Annotated in this window: 14 protein-coding genes; 9 read left to right on the top strand and 5 right to left on the bottom strand. The window is 70.5% G+C overall.

Translation table 11 applies throughout. From position 1 onward, the window contains the following. Window positions 1-194: 194 nt before the first annotated feature. From AC07PU_RS17200 to AC07PU_RS17215, 4 genes are all read left to right on the top strand, one after another. A complete protein-coding gene (locus AC07PU_RS17200; RefSeq protein ID WP_495319025.1) occupies window positions 195-1,910 on the top strand; it encodes an efflux RND transporter periplasmic adaptor subunit in 1,716 nt (571 codons plus the stop codon). A 69-nt stretch (window positions 1,911-1,979) separates the two neighbouring features. Further along, window positions 1,980-5,108 (top strand): efflux RND transporter permease subunit, encoded by a 3,129-nt coding sequence (locus AC07PU_RS17205; RefSeq protein ID WP_495319027.1) that lies wholly within the window; start codon window positions 1,980-1,982, stop codon window positions 5,106-5,108. 703 nt (window positions 5,109-5,811) lie between these two features. Continuing rightward, on the top strand, window positions 5,812-9,126 hold the full coding sequence (locus AC07PU_RS17210; RefSeq protein ID WP_495319029.1) for an efflux RND transporter permease subunit: 3,315 nt from the start codon (window positions 5,812-5,814) through the stop codon (window positions 9,124-9,126). Between the two features lie 44 nt (window positions 9,127-9,170). Beyond that, window positions 9,171-10,631, top strand: coding sequence for an efflux transporter outer membrane subunit (locus AC07PU_RS17215; RefSeq protein WP_495319414.1), 1,461 nt, complete (start codon window positions 9,171-9,173; stop codon window positions 10,629-10,631). Window positions 10,632-10,757: 126 nt separating this feature from the next. Here AC07PU_RS17215 and AC07PU_RS17220 read toward each other — a convergent pair whose 3' ends face one another. Both AC07PU_RS17220 and AC07PU_RS17225 read right to left on the bottom strand, forming a co-directional pair. Continuing rightward, window positions 10,758-11,123, bottom strand: coding sequence for an SPW repeat protein (locus AC07PU_RS17220; RefSeq protein WP_398497180.1), 366 nt, complete (start codon window positions 11,121-11,123; stop codon window positions 10,758-10,760). Between the two features lie 86 nt (window positions 11,124-11,209). Beyond that, a complete protein-coding gene (locus AC07PU_RS17225) occupies window positions 11,210-12,076 on the bottom strand; it encodes a MurR/RpiR family transcriptional regulator (protein ID WP_495319031.1) in 867 nt (288 codons plus the stop codon). A 173-nt stretch (window positions 12,077-12,249) separates the two neighbouring features. On the opposite strand from AC07PU_RS17225, the gene AC07PU_RS17230 reads away from it, so the two are divergent. Genes AC07PU_RS17230 through AC07PU_RS17240 form a run of 3 tightly spaced genes read left to right on the top strand, consistent with a single transcriptional unit; the run spans window position 12,250 to window position 15,218 of the window. Continuing rightward, on the top strand, window positions 12,250-13,584 hold the full coding sequence (locus tag AC07PU_RS17230; protein WP_495319033.1) for an aspartate aminotransferase family protein: 1,335 nt from the start codon (window positions 12,250-12,252) through the stop codon (window positions 13,582-13,584). A 55-nt stretch (window positions 13,585-13,639) separates the two neighbouring features. Then, on the top strand, window positions 13,640-14,539 hold the full coding sequence (locus tag AC07PU_RS17235) for an amino acid ABC transporter substrate-binding protein (RefSeq protein ID WP_495319035.1): 900 nt from the start codon (window positions 13,640-13,642) through the stop codon (window positions 14,537-14,539). 16 nt (window positions 14,540-14,555) lie between these two features. After that, window positions 14,556-15,218: an aspartate/glutamate racemase family protein gene (locus AC07PU_RS17240; protein ID WP_495319037.1), complete on the top strand. Its 663-nt coding sequence runs from the start codon at window positions 14,556-14,558 to the stop codon at window positions 15,216-15,218. On the opposite strand, the gene AC07PU_RS17245 is transcribed toward AC07PU_RS17240, so the two are convergent. Further along, on the bottom strand, window positions 15,210-16,118 hold the full coding sequence (locus tag AC07PU_RS17245) for a hypothetical protein (protein ID WP_093339825.1): 909 nt from the start codon (window positions 16,116-16,118) through the stop codon (window positions 15,210-15,212). The two genes, AC07PU_RS17240 and AC07PU_RS17245, sit on opposite strands and share 9 nt — an antisense overlap. 206 nt (window positions 16,119-16,324) lie before the next feature. Between AC07PU_RS17245 and AC07PU_RS17250 the strand changes: the two genes are divergently transcribed. Next, window positions 16,325-17,152, top strand: coding sequence for an undecaprenyl-diphosphate phosphatase (locus AC07PU_RS17250; protein ID WP_093339823.1), 828 nt, complete (start codon window positions 16,325-16,327; stop codon window positions 17,150-17,152). A gap of 17 nt (window positions 17,153-17,169) precedes the next feature. Here AC07PU_RS17250 and AC07PU_RS17255 read toward each other — a convergent pair whose 3' ends face one another. Together AC07PU_RS17255 and AC07PU_RS17260 are read right to left on the bottom strand one after the other, a co-directional pair. Continuing rightward, window positions 17,170-18,999: a sensor histidine kinase gene (locus AC07PU_RS17255; RefSeq protein ID WP_495319040.1), complete on the bottom strand. Its 1,830-nt coding sequence runs from the start codon at window positions 18,997-18,999 to the stop codon at window positions 17,170-17,172. 2 nt (window positions 19,000-19,001) lie between these two features. Beyond that, window positions 19,002-19,784 carry a response regulator gene (locus AC07PU_RS17260; RefSeq protein WP_495319041.1) on the bottom strand — a complete coding sequence of 261 codons (783 nt, stop codon included), beginning with the start codon at window positions 19,782-19,784 and terminating at the stop codon, window positions 19,002-19,004. A 100-nt stretch (window positions 19,785-19,884) separates the two neighbouring features. On the opposite strand from AC07PU_RS17260, the gene AC07PU_RS17265 reads away from it, so the two are divergent. After that, on the top strand, window positions 19,885-20,400 hold the full coding sequence (locus tag AC07PU_RS17265; RefSeq protein ID WP_495319043.1) for an MOSC domain-containing protein: 516 nt from the start codon (window positions 19,885-19,887) through the stop codon (window positions 20,398-20,400).

A 20,400-nucleotide genomic window follows, 5' to 3' on the forward strand; every position in this document is an offset into this window, starting at 1 on the left:
GCGGCGCGAAGTGCGCGCCGGCGGCGCCAAATGCGGCCGGACGCGGCGCGCGGGCGGCACGGAATCCGGTGGGCCGCGGCCCGCCGCACCCGAAGTCGAAAGCTTTACCGTCGCTTTACGGCACAGCAAACTCTGCATACACCTTTCGGCGCTGTACTCTAGGCCGCAACCCGTTCAGGCTCTACTTGCTTCCCATGGACCCCCACACCCCTGTTCCCCCGCCGGCCGCCGCATCGCCCACGCATCCCCCGGTCCGACGCCGCCGCTGGGTCGGCAGCCTGATCGCGCTGTTATTGCTCGTGGCCCTGGGCGGCGGTGCCTGGTACCTGGTGCAACGCGCGAAGACGCCGGTGGCCGGCCCCGGTGCCGGACCGGGCGGCCCCGGTGGGCCGGGCGGTCCTGGCGGCCGGCGCGGCGGCGGTGGCGGCGGTGCCGCGTCCAGCACCGTCGGCATCGCGACCGCGCGGCAGGCCGACATCCCGATCCAGCTCGAGGCGCTCGGCACCGTCACGCCGCTGGCCAACGTCACGGTGCAGCCGCAGGTCTCGGGCGTGCTCACGCAGGTGCTGTTCCAGGAAGGGCAGATGGTCAGGAAGGGCGACGTGCTCGCCACCATCGACCCGCAGCCCTACCAGAACGCGCTGGCCCAGGCCACCGGCGCGCGCCAGCGCGACGAGGCGCAGCTCGCCGCGGCGCGCGTCACCCTGCAGCGCTACCAGACCCTGCTGGGCCAGGACTCGATCGCGCGCCAGGACGTCGACACCCAGAGCGCGCTGGTCAAGCAGCTCGAGGGCACGGTCGCTATCGACCGCGCCAACGAGAACAGCGCGCGGCTGAACCTGACCTGGACCCGCATCGCGGCGCCGGTCGGCGGCCGCATCGGCCTGCGGCCGGTGGACGTGGGCAACTACGTCTCGACCGGCACCAGCGGCGGCATCGCCGTCATCACCCAGATCGCACCGATCGACGTCGTGTTCTCGGTGCCGCAGGACCGCGTGCCCGAGGTGCAGGAGCGCCTCGCCGCCGGCGCCAAGCTGCCTGCCACCGCCTTCGACCGCACGCGCGTCAAGCAGCTCGCCACCGGCAGCTTCTCGACGCTCGACAACCTGGTCGACACCCAGACCGGCACGGTCAAGGCCAAGGCCCGCTTCGTGAATGCCGACGGCGCGCTGTTCCCGAACCAGTTCGTCAACCTGCGCCTGCTGCTGCGCACCGTGACCAGCGCCGTGGTGGTGCCGGTGACGGCGATGCGCAACGGCCCGAACGGCGACTACGTCTACGTGCTCAATGCCGACAACACGGTGTCGCAGCGCGTGGTGACGCGCGGCGAATCGAGCGTCGACAACATCGCGGTGACGGCCGGCCTGAATGCCGGCGAGGTGGTCGTGACCGAGGGTGGCGACCGCCTGAAGGATGGCGCGCGCGTGCAGACCCAGGCCGACCGGCCCGCGGTCGCGCCCGGTGCCGCCGCCAATGGCCAGCACCGTGGCGGGCGGCGCCAGCGCGAGGGCGCGCAGGGCGGCGCCCAGGGCGGGCAGGCACCGGCCGGTGGCGCCGCGTCGTCCGCCGCGCCCGCGGCCGGTGGCAACGCCGCGCCCGCGCCAGGCACGGCGCCCGCTGCTCCCGCAACGACCCCGGCCCCTGCGGCCGCGCCCGCCACTGGTGCCCAGCCGGCCGCCCCCGCCGCCGCACCCACGGCGGCCGCCCCCAAGCTTCCCACCGCCGAGCAGCGCCAGCGCATGCTCGACGCCGCCAAGGACGACCCCGAGCAGCTCGAGCGCCGCAAGCGCTTCCTCGAACAGCTCGACCGTGGCGATCCGGCCGCGCTCGAACGCTGGCAGCGCATGGCCGAGCGCCAGGGCCAGGGCGGGCAGGGCGAGGGCCGCCGCCAGGCGCCGCAAGGCCAATGACGCGCCGGCCTTCCGCCTCGGCATCCACCGCCGCGCCGCCCGCAGCGCCCTCGACGACGAATTGATCCCATGAGCCCTTCACGCCCGTTCATCCTGCGGCCGGTGGCGACCTCGCTGCTGATGGTCGCCATCGTGCTGGCCGGCCTGGTGGCGTTCCGCTTCCTGCCGCTGTCGGCGCTGCCGCAGGTCGACTACCCGACGATCCAGGTCCAGACGCTCTACCCGGGTGCCAGCCCCGAGGTGATGAGCAACACCGTCACCGCGCCGCTCGAACGCCAGTTCGGCCAGATGTCGGGGCTCGACCGCATGAGCTCCACCAGCGCGGCGGGCGTGTCGATCATCACGCTGCAGTTCACGCTGGGCCAGACGCTCGACGTCGCCGAGCAGGAGGTGCAGGCCGCGATCAACGCCGGCGGCTCGCTGCTGCCGGCCGACCTGCCGGCGCCGCCGGTCTATGCCAAGGTCAACCCGGCCGACGCGCCGGTGCTCACGCTGGCGATCACCTCCGACACCCTGCCGCTGACCGAGGTGCAGAACCTCGTCAACACGCGGCTCGCGCAGAAGATCAGCCAGGTCTCGGGCGTGGGGCTGGTGTCGCTCAGCGGCGGCCAGCGGCCGGCGGTGCGCATCCAGGCCAACACCCAGGCACTGGCGGCCAACGGCATCGGCCTCGACGCGCTGCGCACCGCGATCAGCGCGGCCAACTCCAATGGCGCCAAGGGCAGCTTCGACGGCCCCAAGCGCGCCTACACCATCAACTCGAACGACCAGCTGCTCACGGTCGACGACTACAAGAACCTGATCGTCTCGTACAAGAACGGTGCGCCGATCCGCATGGTCGACGTGGCGCGCGTGGTCAACAGCGCCGAGAACAACCAGCTTGGCGCCTGGGCCGGCACCAAGGCCACCGGCGATGCCGAAGGCACGCTCACGCCCGCGATCATCCTCAACGTGCAGCGCCAGCCCGGCGCCAACGTGATCGCCACCGTCAACGCCATCAAGGCGCAGCTGCCCGAACTGCAGGCCGGCATGCCCGCGGGCCTCAAGGTCGAGGTGCTGAGCGACCGCACGGCCGGCATCCGCTCGTCGGTCGAGCACGTGCAGATGGAGCTGGTGCTCGCCGTCGTGCTGGTGGTGCTGGTGATCTTCGCCTTCCTCGGCAGCCTGCGCGCCACCGTCATCGCCAGCATCGCGGTGCCGATCTCGCTGATCGGCACCTTCGGCCTGATGTACCTGCTGGGCTACAGCCTCAACAACCTGAGCCTGATGGCGCTGACCATCGCCACCGGCTTCGTGGTGGACGACGCGATCGTGATGATCGAGAACATCGCGCGCTACATCGAGGAGGGCGAGAAGCCCTTGCAGGCCGCGTTCAAGGGCGCCACCCAGATCGGCTTCACCATCATCTCGCTGACGGTCTCGCTGATCGCGGTGCTGATCCCGCTGCTGTTCATGGGCGACGTGGTCGGCCGGCTGTTCCGCGAGTTCGCGGTCACGCTGGCGATCACGATCCTGATCTCGGCCGTGGTGTCGCTCACGCTGGTGCCGATGATGTCGGCGCGTTGGCTCAAGCACGAACCCAAGCGCGACCCCGCCAGCCACGGCATCGCCGCGCGCGCGCAGCGTTTCTTCGACGGCGTGATGACGCGCTACGACCGCTCGCTGCACTGGGTCATCGATCACCAGGCGCTCACGCTGCTGGTCGCGCTGCTCACCCTGCTGCTGACCGTGGCGCTCTATCTCTCGATCCCCAAGGGCCTGTTCCCGACCCAGGACACGGGCCAGCTGCAGGCACGCATCGAGGCCGCGCAGGACGTCTCGTTCGACCGCATGTCGCAGCTGCAGCAGCAGGCCGCGCGCGCCGTGCTGGCCGACCCCGACGTCGAGAACCTCAGTTCCTTCGTCGGCGTCGATGCCGCCAACAACACCATGCTGCACACCGGCAGCATGCTGATCAACCTGCGCCGCGGCCACGACAGCCAGCAGGCCGTGATGGACCGCCTGCGCGAGCGCGTGCGCGGCGTGGCCGGCGTGACCCTCTACCTGCAGCCCACGCAGGACCTGACCATCGACGCCGAGACCGGCCCCACGCAGTACCGCGCCTCGCTCGAAGGCGTGGACGGCGCCGCCATCACCGACTGGATGCAGCAGCTGGTGGCCAAGCTGCAGGCCGAGCATGGCGACAAGGTGCGCAACGTCAGCAGCGATGCCGGCGCCCAGGGCCTGGCGGCCTTCGTCAACGTGAACCGCGACACCGCGGCGCGGCTGTCGATCACCGCGAGCACGGTCGACGACGCGCTCTACAGCGCCTTCGGCCAGCGCATCGTCTCGACCATCTTCACCGAGACCAACCAGTACCGCGTGATCCTCGAGGCCCAGCCCGGCATGGTGAACACGCCGCAGACGCTGGGGCAGCTCAACCTGATCGCGGGCTCGGGCACCGCGACGCCGCTCTCGGCCATCGCCGACATCAGCGAGCGACAGGCGCCGCTGCAGATCACGCACGTGGCGCAGTACCCGGCGAGCACGCTGAACTTCGATACCGCGCCGGGGGTGGCGCTGGGGTCGGCGGTCGACACGATCCGTGCGACGGCGAAGGAGATCGGGTTGCCGAAGAGCATCACGATGACCTTCCTCGGGGCTTCGGGGGCTTACGAGAAATCGTTGTCGAACCAGCTGTGGCTGATCCTGGCGGCGGTGGTGTGCGTGTACATCGTGCTGGGGGTGCTGTACGAGAGCTACGTGCATCCGCTGACGATTCTGTCGACCTTGCCTTCGGCGGGGGTGGGGGCGTTGCTGGCGTTGATGGTGACGGGCAACGACCTGGGGGTGATCGGGATCATTGGGATCATCCTGCTGATCGGGATCGTGAAGAAGAACGCGATCATGATGATCGACTTCGCTATCGATGCGGAGCGCACGGAGGGCAAGTCACCCCGGGAAGCGATTCATCAGGCGGCGTTGTTGCGGTTTCGGCCTATCTTGATGACTACGCTGGCAGCCTTGTTTGCTGCTGTGCCTTTGATGTTCAGCTTTGGGGATGGGGCTGAGCTGCGGCGTCCTTTGGGGTTGGCTATTTTTGGGGGGTTGATCGTTAGTCAACTGCTGACTTTGTTCACTACGCCGGTTATCTATTTGGCGTTTGATCGGTTGGGTGGGACTCGGCGGTCGGGGGTGGTTGAGGAGGAGGCGGTTTGAGTTTCCTCTCTCGTTCGGCTGCTTTGTGTTCTTGTGCTGCTTCTCCTGCGGGGGCTGTTGGCCGGGAATTCGCCCCGGCGGGCGAGTCACTTTCTTTTGCTTCGCCAAAAGAAAGTAACCAAAGAAAAGGCGACCCCACTGTCTGTGTCCCTCCGCTTCGCTACGGGCAACCTGCGGTGCTCGGCTACGGCGGGGGTCCGCAGAACTCGCTCCACTGCGTTCCGCTCAGACAGCTGCGGCCCTTATCCCGCCTACGCCTGCGCTCCTCGGCACAGCCAGAGGGGAGTGGTTCGGGCCATCGCTGCGCTCGGCCCAGCATGCCGAACAGGCCTTCGCTTCGCTCGGCCGGAGTGAAAGACCCAGGGCCGGCCCGTCCCTACACACCACACAAGGACGCGCCATGGCGCGTTGACCCTCATCCCCTCTGGCTGCGCCGAGGAGCGCAGCGTTTCGCGGACAAGGGCTCGCAGCTGTTTGAGCGAAGCGAGTTCTGCGAGACCCCGCGAAACGCGAGCACCGCAGGTTGCCCGCAGCTTCGCTGCGGGTCGCAGACAGTGGGGTCGCCTTCTTTTGCTTACTTTTCTTGGCGAGACAAGAAAAGTAAGTCGCCCGCCGGGGCGAGACCCGGCCAACGCCCTCTGCAAGAGGCAGACCGGCAGCAAGCCAACACACCAAAGCAGGGAATCAAAGAAGGAGGCAAGAGATGAACCTCTCCCGCCCCTTCGTCCGCCGCCCCATAGGCACAGTCCTCCTCACCATCGGCATAGCCCTGGCAGGCATCGCAGCCTTCTTCGTCCTCCCGGTCTCCCCGCTACCGCAAGTCGACTACCCCGTCATCTCGGTCCGCGCCTCCATCCCGGGCGCCAGCCCCGAGACCATGGCCACGAGCGTCGCCACGCCCCTCGAACGCCACCTGGGCACCATCGCCGGCGTCAACGAGATGACCTCGACCAGCTCGGTCGGCTCCACCCGCGTCACCTTGCAGTTCGACCTCAGCCGCAACATCGACGGCGCCGCGCGCGAGGTGCAGGCCGCGATCAACGCGAGCCGCGTCGACCTGCCCGCCACCCTGCGCAGCAACCCGACCTACCGCAAGGCCAACCCGGCCTCGTCGCCGGTCATCATCCTGGCGCTGACCTCCAAGACCAAGACCCCGGGCCAGATCTACGACGCCGTGTCGAACATCGTGAGCCAGCGGCTGTCGCAGGTCGACGGGGTGGGCGACGTGGAGATCGGCGGCGGATCGCTGCCGGCGGTGCGCATCGAGCTGCTGCCGTTCGCGCTCAACCGCTACGGCATCAGCACCGAGGACGTGCGTGCCGCGATCCAGGCCTCGAACGCGAACCGGCCCAAGGGCATGGTGCAGGGCGAGGGGCGCAAGCTGCAGGTCTACACCCAGACGCCGGCGCTGCGCGCGAGCGACTACGCCTCGATGCTGGTGGCCTGGCGCAACGGCGCGGCGGTGCGGCTGGCCGACGTGGCCGAGGTCTACGACGGCGTCGAGGACACGCGCACGCTGGGCCTGTTCAACGGCGAGCCGGCGGTGATCGTGCTGATCACGCGCCAGCCCTCGGCCAACATCATCGAGACGGTCGACGGCGTGCGCGCGCTGCTGCCCGAGCTGCAGTCGCAGCTGCCGCCCGACGTCGAGCTGCGCGTGGCCTCCGACAGCACCAGCTCGATCCGCGCCTCGCTGCACGAGGTCGAGTTCACGCTGGTGGCCTCGGTGCTGCTGGTGGTGCTGGTGGTCAGCCTGTTCCTGCGCAGCGCGCGCGCCACCGTCGTGCCTGCCGTGGCCACGGTGGTCGCGCTGCTCGGCACCTTCGGCGTGATGTACCTGCTGGGCTTCAGCCTCAACAACCTGAGCCTGATGGCGCTCACGGTGGCCACGGGCTTCGTGGTCGACGACGCGATCGTGGTGCTCGAGAACACCAGCCGCCACATCGAGGCCGGCATGACGCGCATGAAGGCCGCGCTGCTCGGCGCCAAGGAAGTGGGCTTCACGGTGCTGTCGATCAGCGTGTCGCTGGTGGCGGTGTTCATCCCGCTGCTGTTCATGGGCGGCCAGGTCGGGCGGCTGTTCCGCGAGTTCGCGGTCACGCTGTCGGCGGCGGTGATGATCTCGCTGGTCATCTCGCTGACCACCACGCCGATGATGTGCGCCTGGCTGCTCAAGCGTGGCGGCGAGGCTGACAAGACCAAGCCGCCGGGCCGCTTCGCGCGCTGGTCGGAACGCGGCTACGAGTGGGTGCTCAAGCGCTACGAGGTCATCCTCGACTGGGCGCTCGGCAGCAAGGCGCTGGTGGCGCTGATCCTGCTGGCGGTGATCGGGCTCAACGTCTACCTGTTCAGCGCGGCGCCCAAGGGCTTCTTCCCGCAGCAGGACAGCGGCCAGCTCAACGGCGGCCTGCGCGCCGACCAGAGCATCTCCTCGCAGGCGCTCGCGGCCAAGCTGCGCGAGGTGGTCGACATCATCCGGCGCGACCCCGCGGTCGACACGGTCACGGGCTTCATCGGCGGCTCGCGCGCGGGCGGCGGCTTCATGTTCGTCAACCTCAAGCCCGCGAGCCAGCGCACCGAGAGCGGCCTCGCGGTGATCGCGCGGCTGCGCCCGCAGCTCAACCAGGTGACCGGCCTGCGCGTGTTCCTGAGCCCGGTGCAGGACGTGCGCTCGGGTGGGCGCTCGAGCAACTCCACCTACCAGTACACGCTCAAGAGCGACAACCTGGCCGACCTGCGCACCTGGGCCGGCAAGCTGGCCGACGAGCTGCGGCTGCAGCCGAATCTCACGGACATCGATACCGACCAGGACCAGAACGGCGTGGAGACGGTGGCCGAGGTCGACCCCGACAGCGCGCGCCGGCTCGGCCTGACCTCGCAGGCGGTGGACAACGCGCTCTACAACGCCTTCGGCCAGCGCCAGGTGGCGACCATCTACACCGAGCTCAACCAGTACCACGTGGTGATGGAGTGGGCGCCGCGCTACACGCGCAGCCCGAATGCGCTGCGCGACGTCTACGTGCCGGCCACGCGCACCTCGGTGGTGGCGGGCCAGACCGTGACCACGCAGGTGGCGGCCAACGGCACCACCAACCAGTCGACCTCGGTGGCCACCAGCAACACGGCCACGGGCTCGAAGACCGGCACCGCGTCGACCGCCTCGAGCACCACGCCCACGGTGCCGGTGTCGGCCAACGCGGGCTCGCGCAACGCCTCCACCGGCAACGTGCTGAGCAACACGCCGACCACGCTGGTGCCGCTGTCCTCGGTGGCGAAGTTCGTCGAGCGCTCGGTCGCGACCTCGGTGAGCCACGAGGACGGCGAGCTCGCGACCACCATCTCGTTCAACCTGGCCGAGGGCGCCAACCTCGGCGATGCGCGCGAGGCGATCGCCAAGGCCGAGGCCAACATCGCGATGCCGATCAACGTGCGCGGCGCCTTCGCGGGCACGGCGCTCGCGGCGCAGCAGTCGCAGGGCCAGCAGGCGATGCTGATCCTGGCCGCGCTGGTGGTCATCTACATCGTGCTGGGCATCCTCTACGAGAGCCTGGTGCACCCGATCACCGTGCTGTCGACGCTGCCCTCGGCCGGCGTGGGCGCGGTGCTGGCGCTGCTGATGTTCCGCATGGAGTTCTCCATCATCGCGCTGATCGGCGTGTTCCTGCTGATCGGCATCGTGAAGAAGAACGCCATCCTGATCATCGACTTCGCGCTCGAGGCCGAGCGCTCGCGCGGCCTGAGTCCGCTGGAAGCGGTGCGCGAGGCCTGCCTGCTGCGCTTCCGCCCGATCCTCATGACCACCATGGCGGCCGCGCTCGGCGCGCTGCCGCTGGCGATCGGCTTCGGCGAGGGCGCCGAGCTGCGCCGGCCGCTGGGCGTGGCGATCATCGGCGGGCTGATCGCCAGCCAGGTGCTGACCCTGCTCACCACGCCGGTGGTCTACCTGCTGCTCGACAAGCTGCGCCGCCGCGGCGCCGACGAGAGCCACCTGAGCCGCACCATGGAGGTCCAGCCATGACCGCAACGACAAAGACACCACGGCCCGCACGCGCCGTTCGAAGAATGCCCGCCTCCCTGTTCCAGACTCCCTTCTTTCCGCAGCGCATCGCGCTGGCCGCGACGCTCGCCGCGCTGCTCGCGGGCTGCGCCGTCGGCCCGGCCTACCAGGTGCCGGCCGCCGTGTCGCCCGCGGGCTGGAAGGAACAGAAGACCGCCGAGGGCTGGCTGCCGGCCGCGCCGGCCGACACGCTCGAGCGCGGTGAATGGTGGAAGTTGTTCGGCGACCCGGTGCTCGACGAGCTTGCGGGCCGGGTGCAGGTGTCGAACCAGAACATCGCGGCCGCGGTCGCCAACTACGCGCAGGCCCAGGCGCTGGTGCGCGGCGAGCGCGCGGCGCTGTTCCCCTCGGTCTCGCTGAGCGGCAACGGCAAGCGCAGCGGCAACATCGGCGGCGACAGCAATGCCTCGAACGCCTTCTCGGCCACGCTCGCGGCCGACTGGTCGCCCGATGTCTGGGGCCGGCTGCGCGCGGCGGTCAGCAGCGCCCAGGCCAATGCGCAGGCCAGCGAGGCCGACCTCGCGGCGGCGCGGCTGTCGGCGGTGGGCGAGCTGGCCACCAACTACTTCTCGCTGCGCGAGGCCGATGCCGAGATGGTGCTGCTCGACGAGACCATCGAGGGCTACCAGCGCGCCTACGAGATCACCAACAACCGCTACCAGGCCGGCATCGCCGCGCAGACCGACGTGCTGCAGGCGCAGACCCAGCTCGTGAACGCGCGCGCCGACCGCGTCGGGCTGCAGCGCACGCGCGCCACCTACGAGCATGCGATCGCGGTGCTGGTGGGCGCGGCGCCGGCCGACTTCAGCCTGGCGGCCGCGAAGTGGACGCCGACGGTGCCGGGCGTGCCGACCGGCGTGCCCTCGACGCTGCTGCAGCGCCGGCCCGACATCGCGGCGGCCGAGCGCTCGGTGGCCGCGGCCAATGCGCAGATCGGCATCGCGCGCGCGGCCTACTTCCCGAACTTCGGCCTCAATGCCTCGGTGGGCAGCAACGCGAGCAAGGTCAAGGACCTGTTCAATGCCTCGAACACGCTGTGGGCGCTCGGGCTGTCGGTGGCGCAGGTGGTGTTCGACGCGGGCGCCATCGGCGCCAACGTCGATTCGGCCAAGGCCGGCCACGAAGCGGCCGTGGCGCGCTACCGCCAGACCGTGCTGACGGCCTTCCAGGCGGTCGAGGACCAGCTCAGCGCGGGTGCCACGCTGGCCCAGCAGGAAGGCCTGCGGCGCGAAGCCTCGGCCGCGGCCGACAAGACCGAGCAGCAGCTGCTCAACCGCTACCGCGCGGCGCAGGTCAGCTACACCGAGGTCGTGACCGCGCAGGTCGCCGCGCTCAATGCGCGGCGTTCGCTGGTGCAGCTGCAGGTCAACCGCCAGTCGTCGGCGATCGCGCTGATCCAGGCGCTCGGCGGCGGCTGGCAGGCCGAGTGGCTCGCGGACGCGGGCACGCAGCCGGCCACGCGCTGATCGCGTCGGCAAGGCGGCTCGGGGAAAGGTCGCGGACGCACGCGGCATCGCGCGCGTCCCTGGAGTCGCCGCCGCGCCGCAATTGATCCGGCGGCCGGCGGCGTTCGGGAAAGGACCTTCAGGGCCTCAATGGGCCGGGCGGTCCGTCATGCCGCCCAGGTAGTCCTTGTCGGTCACCAGCACCCACAGTGCCAGCACCAGGATCGCCGCGGCCACGAGCACCGCGTTGACCAGCGCCACCTCGAGCCCGCCGAAGCCCAGCACCCACGGCGACACCGCGAGCCAGACCGCGAGCGCGACCTCGGTCCACTCCTCCCAGGCCTGCGGCACGAAGGTCGCGCCCAGTGCCACGGCACCGAGCACGAGGCCGGTACCGATCGCGCTCCACATGGCGAGCGTGTGGCCCTGGAAGCCCAGGACCCAGGGCGAGACGATCAGCCAGACGCCGAGGACGGCGTTGACCGGGTCTTGCCAATGCTTCACTTGCTTCATGGTCTTTACCTCCTGTCGCGGCAACAGCAGGACGCGCGACCGCGACCGGGGTTGGACTGCCCGGCCTCGCCAGTGGTTCCGCGCGATCAGCCGCCGCGCGCCACCGGTGGCACCAGGTAGGCCCCCGACTCGAACAGCTGCGTCTCGGCCTGGTCGATGCGCCGGATCACGGCCTTGCCCGCGCGGCTCGCGAGCAGCTCGACCAGCGCCTCGGCCACGGCCACGCCGGCAGCCACCGAGGGAAAGAACGAGGGGCTGTGGATGGTGAACAGCAGGGTCTCGTCGGCGCGCAGCGAGAGCGGCGAGCCGAGGCTGTCGGTCAGCGCCACGATGCGGCTGCCCGCGGCCTTGGCGGCCTCGGCCACCTGCAGCGCCTCGCGCGAGTAGGGCGCGAAGCTCGCGATCAGCACCACGTCGCCGCGCCCGAAGGCGCGTTGCTGCATCTCGAGCGTGCCGCCCTGGCCGTCGACCAGGTGCACGCTGCCGCGAAAGAGCCGGTACACGTAGACGAAGGAGAAGGCGATCGGGTAGCAGGCGCGAAAGCCGGCCGCGTGCACCGCGGGCGCCTTCTCCATCAGCGCGCAGACCTTCTGCAGCGCCTGTTCGCTCTGCTGCTGCGTGGTCTCGAGGTTGCGGCGCTGCACCTCGAACATCTCGCCGGTCAGGCCCCGGTCGCGCGCGCGGCCCACCAGCTGCTGCGCGCGCGCGCCGTAGGCCTCCGTGCCCAGGCCCATGTCGGTGGCGAAGGCCGCCTTGAGCTGCGGCCAGCCGTCGAAGCCCAGCGTCTGGGCGAAGCGCACCAGCGTGGCGGGCGTGCTTTGCGCGCGCGTGCCGATGCCGCGCATCGAGCCCGTGACCACCTCGTTCGGATGGTCGAGCACGTAGCGCGCCACCTGCTGCAGCGCGGGGCTCAGGTCGTCGAAGCGCTGGCGGATCTGGTCTCTGGCGCCCATGGCGTCGTTCCTCTTGGTCTCTGGCGTTGGAACGAATGTACCGGAGGCGTGCCCGCTGTTCCGGGCCGCGGCTGGAACGGGTGAAACGAGCGGAACGGTTGACGGAACAAATGTTCCAAGAAATAATTCGCCCGAAACGTTGGTTCCAGTCCCCATCCGCCTGTCCTCACGCCATGACGCACGTCTTCCACCGCCATCTCCGTCAGACCCCGCCCGTCGCCACGGGCTCGCACGGCCTCTACATCCGCGACGCCGAGGGCCGCGAATACCTCGACGCCTCGGGCGGCGCGGCCGTGTCCTCGCTGGGCCATGCGCATCCCGAGGTGCTGGCCGCGATGCATGCGCAGATCGACCGGCTGGCCTATGCCCACACCAGCTTCTTCACCAGCGAGGTGGCCGAGCGCCTGGCCGAGGAATTGATCGGCGCGGCGCCCGAAGGCATGAGCCATGCCTACCTCGTGAGCGGCGGCTCCGAAGCGGTGGAGGCGGCGCTCAAGATGGCGCGCCAGTACTTCGTCGAGATCGGCCAGCCGCAGCGCACCCATTTCATCGCGCGGCGCCAGAGCTACCACGGCAACACGCTGGGCGCGCTCGCGGTCGGCGGCAATGCCTGGCGGCGCGAGCCCTTCGCGCCGATCCTGGTGCCGGCCACGCACGTGTCGCCCTGCTATCCCTACCGCGAGCAGCGCGCCGACGAGAGCCCGGCGCAGTACGGTCAGCGGCTCGCGAACGAGCTCGAGGCCGCGATCCTCGCGCAGGGTGCCGACCGCGTGATCGCCTTCGTTGCCGAGACCGTGGGCGGTGCCACCGCGGGCGTGCTGGTGCCGGTGCCGGGCTACTTCCAGGCGGTGCGCGCGGTCTGCGACAAGTACGGTGTGCTGCTGATCCTCGACGAGGTGATGTGCGGCATGGGCCGCACTGGCAGCTTGCATGCCTGCGAGCAAGAGGGCGTGGTGCCCGACCTGATGACCATCGCCAAGGGCCTGGGCGGCGGCTACCAGCCGGTGGGCGCGGTGCTCGCGCAGCGCAGGGTGGTCGAGGCGATGTCGCAGGGCAGCGGCTTCTTCCAGCATGGCCACACCTACCTCGGCCATCCGATGGCCTGCGCCGCCGCGCTCGCTGTGCAGCAGACGATCCGGCGCGAGGGTTTGGTCGCGAAGGTGCGCGAGGACGGCATCGCCTTCGGCGCGATGCTGGCCGAGGCGCTCGGCGCGCATCCGCATGTGGGCGACATCCGCGGCCGCGGCTTCTTCTGGGGCCTCGAGCTCGTGGCCGAGCGCGCGGGCAAGACGCCTTTCGATCCCGCGTTGAAGCTGCATGCGGCCGTCAAGAAGGAGGCGATGGCGCGCGGGCTGCTGTGCTATCCCTTCGGCGGCACGGTCGACGGCCGCCAGGGCGACCACGTGCTGCTCGCGCCGCCCTTCGTCGCCACGCGCGACGAGCTGCGCGAGATCGCCGCGCGGCTCGCGGATGCCATCGACGCGGTCACGTGCCGCGCCGCGGGCTGAGCCTACGCTTCTTCCTTCCCTTTTTCTTCCACCCACCGCCTCGAGGAGCACCTCCATGCCCAAGCCACGCCTGCCGTTTTCCTTCCTGCTCGCTGCCGCCCTCGTGCTGCCGGCGCTCTGCGCGAGCGCGCAGGAGAGCGACACCCTCGCCAAGATCAAGGCCAGCGGCGCCATCACCTTCGGCTACCGCGAGTCCTCGTTCGGCTTCTCGTACCTCGATGCCAACCTCAAGCCCGTGGGCTACAGCATCGAGATCTGCAAGCGCATCGTGGAGGCGGTGAAGAGCGAACTCAGGATGCCGGCGATCGAGATCCGCTACCAGGCCGTGACCTCGGCCAACCGCATCCCGCTGGTGCAGAACGGCACGGTCGACATCGAGTGCGGCTCCACCACCAACCTGGTCGAGCGCCAGAAGCTGGTGGCCTTCTCTCCCGACATCTTCCGCTACAACGTGCGCATGCTGGTGAAGGCCGATTCGGGCATCAAGAGCATCGCCGACCTGCAGGGCAAGACGGTGGTGACCACCACCGGCACCACCTCGTTCCGGCTGCTGCGCGAGGCCGACAAGGGCAAGAACCTCGAGGTCACGAGCCTCGGCGGCAAGGACCACAGCGATTCCTTCCTGCTGGTGGAGAGCGGCCGCGCGCAGGCCTTCGTGCTCGACGACATCCTGCTGGCCGGCCAGCTCGCGAACGCGCGCAACCCGAAGGACTTCCTGATCACCGGCGAGAGCCTGCGCACCGAGAACCAGTCGCTGATGTTCCGCAAGGACGATCCGGCCTTCAAGGCCATCGTCGACCGCGTGGTCTCGGGCATGATGAAGTCCGGCGAGATGGAGACGCTCTACGGCAAGTGGTTCACCTCGCCCATTCCGCCCAAGGGCATCAACATCAACTACCCGCTCAACGCCGAGACGAAGGAAGCCTTCGCCAATCCCTCGTCGAAGGGCATCTGAGCCGCATCACGTCCCCATGACCCGCATCGCCCTGATCCACGCGCTCGCGCATTCGGTCGCGCCCATCAACGACGCCTTCGCGCGCGACTGGCCGCAGGCGCTGCGCATGAACCTGCTCGACGACAGCCTGTCGGCCGATCTCGCGCGCGACGGGCGCGGGCTCGACGCGGCCATGCACGAGCGCTTCCAGCGGCTCGCGCAGTACGCGGTCGACACCGGCGCCGAGGGCATCCTTTTCACCTGCTCGGCCTTCGGTTCCTGCATCGAGGCGGTGGCGCGGCGCCATGCGGCGCTGCCGGTGCTCAAGCCCAACGAGGCGATGGTGGAGGAGGCGGTGCAGGCGCTGCGCGAGGCCGGCCCCGGCGCGCGGCTCGGGCTGATCGCGACCTTCGCGCCCACGCTGGCTTCGATGCCGCCCGAATTTCCGAGCGGCATCGCGCTGGTGCCGGCACTCGCCGAGGGCGCGCTCGAGGCGCTCAATGCGGGCGACGGGGAGCGGCACGATGCGTTGATCGCCAGGCAGGCCGAGGCCTTGCGCGCGCAGGGCTGCAGCCACATCGCGCTCGCGCAGTTCAGCATGGCCCGCGCACGCGCGGCCTGCGAACGGGCCTCGGGGCTGCCGGTGCTGACCACGGTCGACAGCGCGGTGCGCGCGCTGCGCCGACGCACCTCAGGCTGAACGGTCGCCGCGCAGCAGCGTGTAGATCGCGGTGGCCGCGATCTGCGCCGCGTCGCTGCGGCCGAGCGCGCGCATCCGGCCGGTCTCGCGGTCCACGGCCTGCAGGCCGGCGGCCATGCGGCGGTAGATCTCGGCCGAGGGCATGGCGCCGCTGGTGCCCAGCGCATCGCAGTAGGTCTCGACCAGCAGCTCGTTGAGGCGCTCGCACTCGGCGTTCGAGAGCTTCATCGCGTCGCCGTCGAACAGCGTCGCCACCGCGTGCATCAGGTAGGCCTGGGTCTCGAGAGAGAAGCCCTGCTGCCGCACGCAGTCCTCCATCGCGCTCCAGAAGTACGGGCCCGAGGTGCGGCGCCAGCTCTCGAGGATGCGGCGCGCGCGCGCCGTGAGGTCGGCCTGCGGGTCGCGCGGGCCGCAGGGCCGCAGCGCCAGGCCCTGCAGCGCCAGCGCATGGGCGGCGTCGGCACCGCCGAGCAGGAAGCTCCAGAGCTGCCAGCGCGCATACCACTTGTGGTCGTGGGCGGGGTCGAGCGCCTGCGTCAGGCCGCGTTCGATGTATTCGGCGGCGCCGGCCATCTGCCAGGCCATGTGGCCGTCTTCCAGGTCCAGCGGCTGCAGCCGCTGCGACAGCCGGTCGGCCGCGACCTGGCCCTCGGCCACCAGCGTGGCGCCGCGGCCGCAGCGGTCGATCTCGCCGAGGCAGCGCGCGAGCCGTTCGAGTTCGCCGGTCGAGGCGCCGGTGGCGCGGGCGGCGCGGCACAGCGCGGCCTGGCGTTCGGCTTCGCGGCGGCGCGCATCGTGGCGCGCATGCGCCGCATGGTCGTCGGCGGTCGACGCGTGCTCTTCGAGGCACAGCAGGTGTTCGTCGGCGTCTTTTTCGCGCTCGGGCGCGGGGGCGAGCATGCAATGTCCTTCGGTTGGCCGCCGGCGTGGGGCGTCGGCGCGGTTGGACTGTGACCGCGCCCGACGGTAGGCGCCATCCCCCAAACTAGGTATGTCATAGAACGATACGAAAATCGGCCGGAGACCGGCACCCGCGACCCTCCGGAGCCTGAACCGGACCTGACCGGCTCCCTCGCGATAATTGCCGCTCTTTCAAGGAGTACGCGTTGGATATCGTTCTGTTGGTCAAGGCCGCCGTCATGGGCATCGTGGAGGGGCTGACCGAATTTCTCCCGATCTCGTCGACCGGCCACCTGATTCTTGCGGGCTCGTTGCTCGGCGGCTTCGACGACGAGCGTGGCAAGGTGTTCGAGATCGCGATCCAGACCGGCGCGATCTTCGCGGTGATCATGGTCTATTGGCAGAAGATCCGCTCGACCGTGGTGGCGCTGCCGCGCCAGGCCAAGGCGCAGCGCTTCGCGCTCAACGTGCTGATCGGCTTCCTGCCCGCGGTGGTGCTGGGCCTGCTGTTCGGCAAGGTGATCAAGGAACACCTGTTCACGCCGGCCGTGGTGGCCAGCACCTTCATCATCGGCGGCTTCATCATCCTGTGGGCCGAGAAGCGGCCGCCGGGCTCGGTGCGGGTCGAGAACGTCGACGACATGACGCCCTGGGACGCGCTCAAGGTCGGCCTGGTGCAGTGCTTCGCGATGGTGCCGGGCACCAGCCGCAGCGGTTCCACCATCATCGGCGGCATGCTGCTGGGGCTGTCGCGCCAGGCGGCCACCGACTTCTCGTTCTTCCTCGCGATCCCGACGCTGATCGGCGCCGGCGTCTACAGCCTCTACAAGGTGCGCTCGCTGCTGTCGGTGGCCGACATCCCGCTGTTCGCGGTCGGCCTGCTGTTCTCGTTCCTCAGTGCCTGGCTGTGCGTGCGCTGGCTGCTGCGCTACATCAGCTCGCACAGCTTCATCCCGTTCGCCTGGTACCGCATTGCCTTCGGCATCCTGATCCTGGTCACCGCCTGGCAGGGCTGGATCGTCTGGGCCGAGTAAGGCCCTGGCTTTTCACCTCAGGTCGCGCCGACGGGCATCCGCAGCCCGACGCGCGTCGCGCCGGGCGCCGAGGCGATCTCGAAGGCCCCGCCCAGCCGCCGCGCCCGCGTGCGCAGGCTGCGCAGGCCGGTGCCTTCGGGCCGCGGCGGCGCTTCGGGCTCGAAGCCGCGGCCATCGTCGCGCACCTCGAGCCGCAGCTGGCCGTTCTCTTCCACCAGCGACACGTCGACCCGCCGCGCGCCGCTGTGGCGCAGCACGTTGGTCAGCGCCTCCTGCAGGAAGCGCAGCAGGTCGAGGTTCTGCGAGGGCGCGAGCGTCAGCGCCTGCAGGCCTTCCACGCGCCAGCGGCATTCGATGCCGTTGGCCTCGAGCAATTGCGTGAGCCGATGCCGCAGCGGCGCGACCAGGTCGGCGAGCGCATGCGCGCCGTCGTCGCGGCCGTTGGCGTCGATGATCAGCCGCAGGTCGTCGCGCAGCCGCTTGAGCATGGCCAGCAGCTGCGGCGCGCTCAGGTGCTCGGGCGTGCGCTCCAGCGTCGCGATGCTGCCCACCAGCATGCCGCCGAGGCCGTCGTGCAGGTCGCTCGCGAGGTTCACGCGCTCGCCGATGCGCGCATGCGCGAGCTCCAGCGCATGGCGCTGCGACAGCGTGGCCGCGAGCTCGTCCTTGGCCGCGTTCACTTCCTGGATCAGCTCGGTGTTGAAGTTCTCGATGCGGCGCAGGCTTTGCACGAAGCGCCCGGCCTGCGTCAGCGCCATGCCCAGCAGCAGCACGTACGAAGACATGGTCGTGTAGTAGAGGTTGCTGTCGATCACCTGGGTGAACACCAGCAGGTCGTGCGCGCCGGTGAGCCCCGACACCGCCATGAAGGGCGCGAGCGAACGCATCGGGCTGCCGCGGTGGCGCCAGGCGTGGACGATGGCGGCGCTGTTGACCACGATGATCGTCAGCCCGCCCACCAGCGTCCAGATCGCGCGGTGCAGCGGCAGCGCCGCGGGCGCGGCCAGCCACAGGTCGAGCACGCCGATGGCCGCGGCCAGCAGCGAAACGCCCTCGAGCAGCGGCATGCGGCGGTCGCAGAAGCGCAGCGCGAACACCGCGTAGGCGGTGCTGAAGACCAGCAGCAGCGAGGTGTTGAGCGCCTGCCAGGCCGAGGTGGTGGCGAAGGGCCAGGGGCTGGTGGCGATCTGGTTGTAGCCGAACAGCAGCCACAGCATTGACATCAGCGCGAACCAGCCGTAGGCCGTTTCGCGCCGCCGCAGCAGCCACAGCGCCGCGAAGAAGGCCGACACCGCCGCGCTGACCGCGAGACCCAGCACCTGCAGGTCGCGCCGCACCACGCGCTCGCGTTCGTAGGTGGCCTGCAGCACGGCCGGCGGCCCGACCACGACGGGCCCCAGCCCGGCCTGGTAGACCGCGAGCCCGGAGACGCGAACCAGCAGGGTGTTGGTGCCCGCGCGCAGCAGCGGCGGCGCCAGCAGCCAGTAGCGCGGCGTGTTCCAGGCCCGCGTCAACGGCTCGACCAGGCTGGCGTCGCGCGAGATCGGCGTGCCGTTGAGGTAAACCGCGCCGGCCATGTTGAGGTAGTGCAGCAGCAGGCCGGTCTCGCGCTGCTCGGCCGGCTGTTCCCAGCGCAGCCGGTACCAGGCCACGCCGTCGAAGCCGCTCCAGCGGTCGGCCCAGTTGTCGGGCAGGGCGGCGACCGGTTCCCAGCCGTCCTCGGGCGGACGCGTGTCGTGCCAGCCGGCGGCGCGCACGGCCTCGATGCGCAGCGCGGGGAAGTCCTGGGCCAGCGCGCCATGCGCGCACAGCAGCAGCGCCAGCGCCGCGGCCAGGCGGCGCAGCAAGGTCAGCGCAGCAGCCCGTGCAGCCGCGCCTGGTAGACCGCCTCGGTGCGCGATCCGACGGCCAGCTTGCGGTAGATGTTCTTGGTGTGGCATTCCACGGTCAATCGGGAGATCGAGAGCATTTCGGCCATGTCGCGGTTGCTGAGGCCCTGCGACACCAGTTCGAGGATGCGGTGCTCGCGCCGGCTCAGCAGCGCGGCGGCGGGCGCTTCCTCCTTGCGCGGCGCGAGGCCCGAAGCGGGCAGCAGCTCGCCGGGCTGGGTGTCGGCGGTCATGGCCGGGATCGGCAGCGGCGCGGGCATGGTCGCGGGCGCGGCGTTCGGCTGGTGCGTGAGCCAGCCCAGGATGCGCCGCGCGATCGCGGGATCGATCGGCGCGCCGCCCTGCTCGATGCTGCGCAGCGCGATGCTGAGCTCGAGGTCGTCGCGCTCCTTGAGCAGGTAGCCGATGGCGCCGGCGCGCAGCGCCGCGAAGATGGTTTCCTCGGTGCGGTAGGCCGAGATCACCACCGCCGGCAGCCGCGGGTGGTGCTGTTGCAGCCAGCCGATCAGGTCGACGCCGCTGCCGTCGGGCAGCCCGATGTCGACCAGCGCCACGCCGAAGCTGCGCTCGGCCAGCAGCGCCCGTGCCGAGGCCACGCTGTCGGCCCAGGCGATCTGCGGCGCGGTGCAACCCAGCGTGCCGAGCACATAGGCCAGCCGCTGCTGCATGGCCGGATCGTCCTCGACCACCAGCGCGGGGGTCAGCGACACGGGTTCGGGGGGTTCCGGAAGAGGCGTGGACATGGCGGCGGGGCGATTTCCCTGGATTGTCGCCAGTTATTGCAATTTGTATCGCCGCCGTGGTTTTGCTGGCGCGTGCGCGGTGCCACGGACAATCGCGCGCATGCCCGACCTTCGCGAACTCATGCGCCAGTTTCCGCGCGCCGGCCGCCTCGAGGCCGTCTACCTGCGGCCCGCGCGGCGCGTGCCGGTGCAGGCCGTCGAGGGCGCGCAGGCGCTCGCGGGTTTGGGACTGGAAGGCGACCGCGCGAGCGCGGCCCGGCCCGGCGGCAAGCGCCAGGTCACGCTGATCCAGGCCGAGCACCTGGGCGCGATCGCCGCGCTGGCCGGCCATGCGGCCGTCGACGCCGCGCTGCTGCGGCGCAACCTCGTGGTGTCGGGCCTGAACCTGATCGCGGCGCGCTCGCTGTTCCGCGACCAGCCGCTGGTGCTGCGGCTCGGCGACTGGGTGCGGCTCGAGATCACGGGCCCGTGCGAGCCCTGCTCGCGCATGGAGGAGCTGCTGGGCCCGGGCGGCTACAACGCGATGCGCGGCCACGGCGGGCTGACCGCGCGCGTGCTCGCGGGCGGCCCGCTGCGCACGGGCGACGCGGTGCGCTGCGAGCCCGCGGACGTCTGA

The organism is Variovorax sp. GW821-FHT10D07 (genome assembly GCF_059415325.1).